Origin of the sequence: Algoriphagus antarcticus (assembly GCF_002150685.1) — a bacterium.
Lineage (GTDB): Bacteria > Bacteroidota > Bacteroidia > Cytophagales > Cyclobacteriaceae > Algoriphagus > Algoriphagus antarcticus.
The window spans coordinates 119,760-127,608 of sequence record NZ_MSSW01000004.1 but is presented as its reverse complement, the minus strand read 5'-3'; the positions used below and the strand labels follow the sequence as shown (position 1 = coordinate 127,608).

Genomic DNA, 7,849 nt, shown 5'->3' with positions numbered 1-7,849 from the left:
AACCGTTGTTGTTAGGGTTGAATTGATGATATGGTGTATAGCGTAGCCGTGGAATCACACAAATGAATTTCCCATCTTCCAAGTCTGCTTCTTGTAAGAATTGGTCAGCTTTCTCCTCATTCTTGATGTCCATAAAAAATGTCGCATCAGGAGCAAACTTGATGTGGTCACCTACTATCCCCACTTTTTTTAGATGCTCAATAGAATGCGTTTCCCGGGTGTAGATAAAGCTCGCCTCTTTCAAAATACTTTGGTGGTACTCACTTGGACTTTGCAGGGTGGTTCCGAAAACTCCGAATGGTTTGTCTGTATTTTTCATCCAAAAGGCCAGGTGATCCGCAGCGACTAACAATGGACCTGATCCATGAACCATCACATCGGCTTTTTCAAGGGCAGCAAGGATTTCAGGGTTATCCACGTTTTTATCCTCATCGACATTGCCGTAGATTATTTCCACCGTTGGAAAATTCTTCTTCAAAAGCTCTCCTACTTCTTTGCCCTTGCTTTTTTTCCAAAGAATGATTTTGGCTTCCGGTAAATAGGTCTGGAAAACATTCAGCAAACCCGGAGTGGTGGCGATGTCTCCAATATTGACATCCTGCCAGCCGGACACAATCAAAATAGTTTTAGCGGATTTTAAACTCTGCGAAAAGCCAATAAAGGGGTGAAGTAAACTGGATAGAACAAGCAAGCCGGTATTTTTTATTAGAATTCTTCTGGAAAGATTTTTCATAGATTTTATGTCTTAATTTTTTTGTGTGACTAAAAAACCAAATCGATCACACTTAACAAAAAAATATGATAAAATATAAAAAACTAAATAATTAATCGATCTGCTTTTAGGTAGAACCAGTAAAAAAACCACTGTTTCAGTAAAACAGTGGTTATATAAATTACCCAATCTATTTGGTTATAATTCTATTTATTTGTGTTCCAGCCAAGCGGTCGCATTACAATCTTCATTTGATTTAAACCGAATCCACCTCGCCTGAAATCCAGCAGGAAAATCATATTTGAACACTTCACCTCGCCCAACTTTAACTTTCTTGAAAGTCATCGAATGATTTTGGTATACCTATCAGCGTTTTCTTTTGGAAATTAATAAATGGTCTCTAATGGCATCCTTCCAAATTTAAAAAACAGTTCACTTTAATCTTTCTGACAACACCAAAACCTGTCCGTCACTTTTCAACTTTTGGTTTAGCTTGGTATAATCGACTTCCTGCACCGCTATTTTTCCATCTATGGCAAGTACCGCCGCTGTGGCAGCAGATTGGCCAAGAATCATAAAAACAGGCTCCATCCGGATAGACCCAAAAGCGGTATGGGAACTTGAGACACAAACCGGAACCAAAAGATTTTCACACTCCTGTTTTTTGGGTACAATGGTTCCATAGGAAATACTGTAGGGTTCCTTTGGCCTAACCCCAATATCCCCTTCATTCTGTACATAGCCTTCCGGTGTCACGATACGCTGAATATTGTGGGAATCCAAGGAGTAAGAACCCATACCGACCGATTGGGAAACTTCCTTTTTACCCAACACATCATGTTCGGTCATGACATAATCCCCGATCATTCTTCTTGCTTCCCTGACATAAATCTGATGCGGCCAATTGCCGTTATCCGTAAATTCATCCTTTGCCAAACCCCACTTTGACATTTCTAGCCTCACAGAGTCGGGAACTTTTGTATCATTAGCCAAAAAGTACATCAATCCCTTTTGGTAATCTTCATGTTCCCGGATCATGGTTTTCCTATCTTCATAGCTTGCCTCAGGATAGCCATAGTTTTTTCCTATGTAATCGGTACTGAACGGACCGTGGTTGTTGGTGTCAGTTTTCAGATTGGGAATGTCGTCGAATTTGTTAAAAGTCTCATCCCAACCGGATTCAAAAACCCTAGCCAATAGTTCATATCTAGCGGGGTCATAATTTGCAGGCTTTGGAAAAGAAATCCTGTTGTCGGGATGCTGACTGAGTGCCATCCTGAAATTGTAGGCCTGTACTTTATCGTCGCCAGTTCCATTTTCAGGAAGCTGCTCATCCGCTATTTCGGGAAGCAAACCACTTGTATCATCTCCGGGTACAACATATGGACTTACATGTTCTATGAAATAATGTCTGTGTTGGAAGACCCCATACTGAACTCCATTCCATGTTTCTCCATAAGTCTCATTGGATTCCCTTCCGACATGGTAGCCAACGCCCGCTGCAGCCAATAGGTCTCCTTCATAGGTCGCATCGATAAATACTTTCCCTTTGAAGGTTTTTCCTGAAAGCGTTTTGAAGGAAACAATTTTGCCGTTTTCCTTGACCACGCCATTTTCCCTGTCTAGCCATTCATCCCGCAAAACCTCAATTTCATTTTCCCTGACAAAATCCTCAAAAATCATCTCTGCTACATGAGGTTCAAAAATCCACATTGTCCTCGCATTGCCGTCGATGGCAGGAGTTCCTTGTCCTTTGTTTCCATATTCCTCCCGTTTTTGCCATTTCCAAGCAGAGTCATTCTGGTAGTGCATATAAACACGGTGGTAAAATTCCCTTGCCAAGCCTCCGATCACGGTTTTATCCCCTGTATCTGTGAAACCCAAACCTCCGGAGGAAAGCCCTCCCAAATGAATGTCCGGGGAAACCACAATAACAGATTTACCCATTTTCTTGGCTTGGACAGCTGCGGTAATTGCTGCGGAGGTGCCGCCATAAACAATTAAATCGGATTGATGAATAGAATTATTGTTTCCCTCGCCCTCATTGGAACTACATGAGGAAAGAGATCCTATTATCAGAAAAAAAAGTGAAGAAAATAACTGTAGTTTTAAGTTATATTTTTTGCTTAACAAGGTTTTCATAAGATTTAGATTACTTTTTAAAAGCTGGTTTAAAAAAAATGAAATTTTTTTAATCATTACTTTTTGATTGAATACTACAAATTTTTGGGAAGGAAAAGATAAACATCTCTATTGAAGATTAAACTAAAGATTTGCTATCAATAACCTGGATTTTGATCTGCTTCAGTCATACCCGGATTATTATTGATTTCGTCTACCGGCAGAGGAAACAAATAGCTCACATCACTCCAAACTTTGCCTGTAGCTTCTATTACCTCTTTCGCTTTCCCTGTTCTTAAAAGGTCATTCCATCTTTTCATTTCAAGTATAAATTCATAGGCTCTTTCCTGAATTAGGAGGTCTATGAACTGGTTTAGCGGCAAATCGGAAGGGAAATCTACTGAAGATGGTGAAAGTGGATCAAAACCATAAGCCCTTCTTCTGACCGCATTGAGGCGTTCAACAGATAGGGCATTCACTGAATTGGTTGCTCTTGCACTTGCCTCTGCATATATCAAATAAGCTTCCGGTAATCTATAAACAGGTATATTATTCCTATGGGCTGCTCCGGAGGCAGCAGTTCCATCCTGGTATTTTTTGAATAATGGCGAAGGAGAAGGTAAAGGGATTATCTGGCCTGAAGGGGCTGTTGTAAATGTGTAAGTATTGTAATCTTGCCTGAAATCATTTTTATCCCATGTTCCTAGATAAGAGCTCATGACGGGAACCCAAGCAAAAACACCACCTATACCATATCCTCCTGACTGTGTCCGATGTAAAAATTGCGCAATAGAATTACCATTGGTTGCAGAGTGTTGAATTGACCAAATATTTTCTGAATTTGAAATTACATCGGCACCATATATTTTTCTATTATAATCATTAGGTTCATTAATTTCGACAAATGTATATGGCCCATTTGATATCACATCTTCCGCAATATTGGCAGCTTCTTGCCAATTTTCAAGATTCAAATAACTATCAGCCAACAGCATCTTTGCAGACCAAGAAGTTGCCCTTCCTGTTTGCCCAAGCGGAAAAGAGCTTTCCAAATTGGGAATCGCATCAGTCAGATCATTAATGATGAAATCCCATACCACTTGTTTAGATTCCCTTGGGGCTGCGATCTGCGCAAAATCCGTGAATTCTTTGTCCCTTAAAGGTACTCCTCCCCAGTATTTTACAAGATTGCTGTAAAAGAAAGCCCTAAGAAATTTTGCTTCTGCCAAGATGATTTTTTTTGTCTCCTCGTTCATTTCAATCCCAGGAACGTTGTCCAAAACCGCATTGGCCCTGTTAATTCCCTGATATATTTCATTGTAAGAGTTCCAAGCTCTTACTTGATTGGAAGCATCAAGAGGTTGGGAATAATTACTTATCGGAACCTGACTTCCTCTTCCATTTGCATGATCAGCTCTACATTCCAATAAAGCCATAAACCAAATAGTGGGAAAGGAACTATTTCCTAAAGTTCCATAGGTGCCAAATAATGCCGCAAAGGCATCAGACTCATTTCTATAGAAATTTGATTTGGAAATAAAGCTCTTGGGATCCTCATCTAAAATACCAATACAATTAGTTAGTAAGATGCAGATTAATGGAAGTATAAATAATTTTTTCATGTTGCTTAAATTTTATAATTAAAAACCAATTCTTAGTCCAAGCGTGTATGACTTTGCGATGGGATATCCAGTTTCATCTATTCCTATCCTTAAATCCCCAGTAGCACCCCTTGTATTCACTTCAGGATCCAGACCTGGATAGCTAGTGATTGTAAGCAGATTTTGACCACTGATATAAACTTGTGCATTACTAACTCCTTTAATGTTCCATTTGGAAAAAGGAAGGTTATAGGCCAATTTGATATTTCTTAACCTCAGATAAGAAGCATCATGTATGAACCGATTAGAAGATCTGAAAACAGTATTGGCACTTATTTTTGGATGAGCGGCATTTATATTCTGGTTTTCAGTGGTCCACCTATCATTGTAAACATCTACCAATTGATTTTCCCCTGTATTAAAAGCATTGGAAATTGACCCACCAGTTGCAAAGAACATATCTGCTCCTTTGACTCCTTCAATAAAAATGTTTAAGTCGAAATTTTTGTAACTAAAATTATTATTTATACTGTAAATGAAATCTGGATATGGATTGCCAATGATTGTTTGGTCTTGGTTATTGATTACACCATCATCGTTTAAGTCCTGAAATTTTATCGATCCGTTTTCATTGAGACCGTCCTCCAAAAATCCCCAAAACATCCCGAGGGGCTGACCTTCCCTTGCAATGTTGATCGGAGAACCGAAAGGAAGACTTAAACCTCCTCCAAATACATCACTGCCACCTATATTTATGACATTATTGAGGTTAAAAGAAACTTGTCCAAAAGCATCCCATTTAAAGTTATTGATTAAAATATCTCCCCAAATACCTAATTCGAAACCTTTATTCTGTAATTCTCCTAAGTTAACCAACACAGAATTAAATCCAGTAGAACCAGGTAGCGTGACCCTTGCCAATAAATCTCTCGTGTTTTTCACATAGTAGTCAGCTGTAAGCCTAAAACGTTCATCTACCACTCCAAAGTCAATCCCAAAGTTAAATTGCTCTGTAGTTTCCCACTTTAAGTTGTCATTAGGAACAGCTGCAGGAACAAAACCTATGGCATCGTTATTTCCAAAAGTTGTCCTTTGTACTCCCAATCTATTAAGGGATTGAAATGGCGAAACAGCTGTACTTCCTGTTACACCGTAACTCGTCCTAAGTTTAAGGTTACTTATCCATGTTATATTTTTCATAAATTTCTCATCGGATAAGCGCCAAGCAATTGCACCTGAAGGGAAATATCCCCATTTATTATTGGCCCCAAATCTGGATGATCCATCCGCCCTAATACTTCCCGTAAAAAGGATTTTATCGTTTAGGAAAAAATTTGCCCTACCTAACCAAGATAGAATTGTCCATTCAGAAAAATCAGAAAAATTCGGATCCGTTAATTGGGCTGCTCCAAGGTTATTGTTAAGTAGGAGATCAGTGACAAATCCACTTCCACTTGACCTGTTGTCTTTACTTCTAAAATCCTGAAAGGTAAATCCTCCAACCAAATTAAGTTTGTGGGCTCCAATCATCTTGTTATAGGTCAATATGTTTTCATTCAGATATGATATATTTCTTATGATTGAGGTACTTGCATTTCCATTTGGTGAAGTTAATCTAACAACGGAAGGGGAATAAAAATCATTTTCGAGAAATCCCTGTTCTATTCCTCCAATAACCTTAAAAGAAAAATCATCCGTTATCCGGAAATTTACAGACACATCAGCAAGTAGATTTGAACTGGTTGTTCTATTGAATATTTCTGCAAAGAGCAAAGGGTTCTGTAAAACATTGGGACTAAAGAAGTACCTATTTACCTCAGAAAAGTTTCCATCTTCATCAAAAGGAGCTATTGTAGGAGGGGAAACAAAAGCTGCTGAAAGGATTCCATTACCTCTGTGACCATTATTGGCATTAACGTTATCAGTCATCTGACGTGTAGCAACGATATTTGTCCCTATCGATAAATAATCTTTCACTTTTTGATCAAGTCCAACCCTTATGGAACCTCTCTGAAGACCTGAACCGATCACGATACCGTCCTGCTGAAAATAATTTCCTGATATGGAATACTTTGATGTTTTATTACCGCCATCAAAAGTCACGGTATGGCTTTGTATCGGTGCTATTTGCAAAATTTCATCCTGCCAGTCAGTATTGATATTGGGAAGGTTATTGATATCAAAAACCTCAGGTCGCCCATCATTTCTTGCCAATTCATTTGCAATCTCAGCAAATTGTCTTTCGTTCATTAAATCAAATTTTTTGCTGATTTCCTGTACTCCATAATAACTATCGACCAAAATTCTATTGATACCCTCTTTGCCTTTGTTTGTGGTTATTATCACTACGCCATTTGCACCCCTTGCACCATAAATTGCAGTTGCAGAAGCGTCTTTAAGAATATCTATCGAAGCTATATCTGAGGGATTTAAAAAATCAATTCCTCCAGCTAAAGGAAAACCATCCACCACATATAATGGCTGGTTACTACCTAGAAATGAATTCCCTCCTCTTATTTGAACTTGGACAGATGATCCTGGCTGGCCTGAATTCTGAATGACTCTTACACCAGGTGCTCTACCTCTAAGTGCTTGTTGAACGTTTGGAACTGGGAATGCATCAATATCCTTACTTGAAATTTGAGCGACAGAACCAGTAATATCAGCTCTTTGAACAGATCCATACCCTATCACTACAACTTCTTGCAAAGATCTGGCATCTTCCTTTAAAATAATATCAATATTCGTCTGATTAGTAATGGCAATTCTTTGCCTCTCAAACCCAACGAAAGAAAAAATCAAAACTCCACCTTCTGGGACTTCTATTGTGTAGTTGCCATCAACATCAGTAACTGTACCATCGGAAGTTCCCTCTATAATTACAGTTACCCCTGGAAGTGGTTCGCCATTAGCATCTTTGACAATTCCCGACACATTCACCTCTTCAAATAAAGGATCTTTCTCTTGTGAAGAATTGGGTTTGGATCTTTCCGCTACAAAAATGGAACTGTCGACCTGTTTAAATTTCAGATTGGAAGAGGACGCAATTTCCAAAAGGACATCATGAACCGATTGCCTCTTTTTATTAACCTTAACGGTTGATGTGTTTTGCAACATCTCTTCAGTGTAGACAAATTTGTAGTCTGTGACACGCTCCAGATTTTTGAAGATTTCTTCTACTCCCCAATTACTCTTTTGGATAACCACAAAGGTTTTGTCAATTGATTTTACCTGAGCATTTGTACCATGGGCCATTACTGCCGTCAGGAAGAGGCATTGTACGATACAGCCATAGATGAGATTCTTAGATACCATTTTTATTAGGCACAGTAATTTTCTTTTCATAATTTTAATTGGTTTTAGGGTTTACGCTTTAAGACTTCAGGGTAAAGGATTTCATTTGGCGATGGAGAAT

4 protein-coding genes are annotated in these 7,849 nt (G+C 38.7%); all 4 read right to left on the bottom strand.

Annotated features, from left to right (window positions below; translation table 11 throughout):
- Positions 1–733, bottom strand: a 733-nt coding sequence (locus BVH04_RS03525; protein WP_140160509.1) for a polysaccharide pyruvyl transferase family protein, incomplete at its 3' end; no start/stop codon positions are given.
- 411 nt (positions 734–1,144) lie between these two features.
- The gene (locus tag BVH04_RS03520; protein ID WP_086539955.1) at positions 1,145–2,854 is read right to left on the bottom strand and encodes an FAD-dependent oxidoreductase; all 1,710 of its coding nucleotides are present in this window, start codon (positions 2,852–2,854) and stop codon (positions 1,145–1,147) included.
- A 137-nt stretch (positions 2,855–2,991) separates the two neighbouring features.
- Positions 2,992–4,455 carry a RagB/SusD family nutrient uptake outer membrane protein gene (locus BVH04_RS03515; protein ID WP_086539946.1) on the bottom strand — a complete coding sequence of 488 codons (1,464 nt, stop codon included), beginning with the start codon at positions 4,453–4,455 and terminating at the stop codon, positions 2,992–2,994.
- An 18-nt stretch (positions 4,456–4,473) separates the two neighbouring features.
- Positions 4,474–7,779, bottom strand: a complete 3,306-nt coding sequence (locus BVH04_RS03510; RefSeq protein WP_086539945.1) for a SusC/RagA family TonB-linked outer membrane protein — start codon at positions 7,777–7,779, stop codon at positions 4,474–4,476.
- Between the last annotated feature and the right edge of the window lie 70 nt (positions 7,780–7,849).

Bases quoted from the DNA above. Each gene is read 5' to 3' on its own strand.
- BVH04_RS03510 (WP_086539945.1), bottom strand. From the start codon at position 7,779: ATGAAAAGAAAATTACTGTGCCTAATAAAAATGGTATCTAAGAATCTC.
- BVH04_RS03520 (WP_086539955.1), bottom strand. From the start codon at position 2,854: ATGAAAACCTTGTTAAGCAAAAAATATAACTTAAAACTACAGTTATTT.
- BVH04_RS03515 (WP_086539946.1), bottom strand. From the start codon at position 4,455: ATGAAAAAATTATTTATACTTCCATTAATCTGCATCTTACTAACTAAT.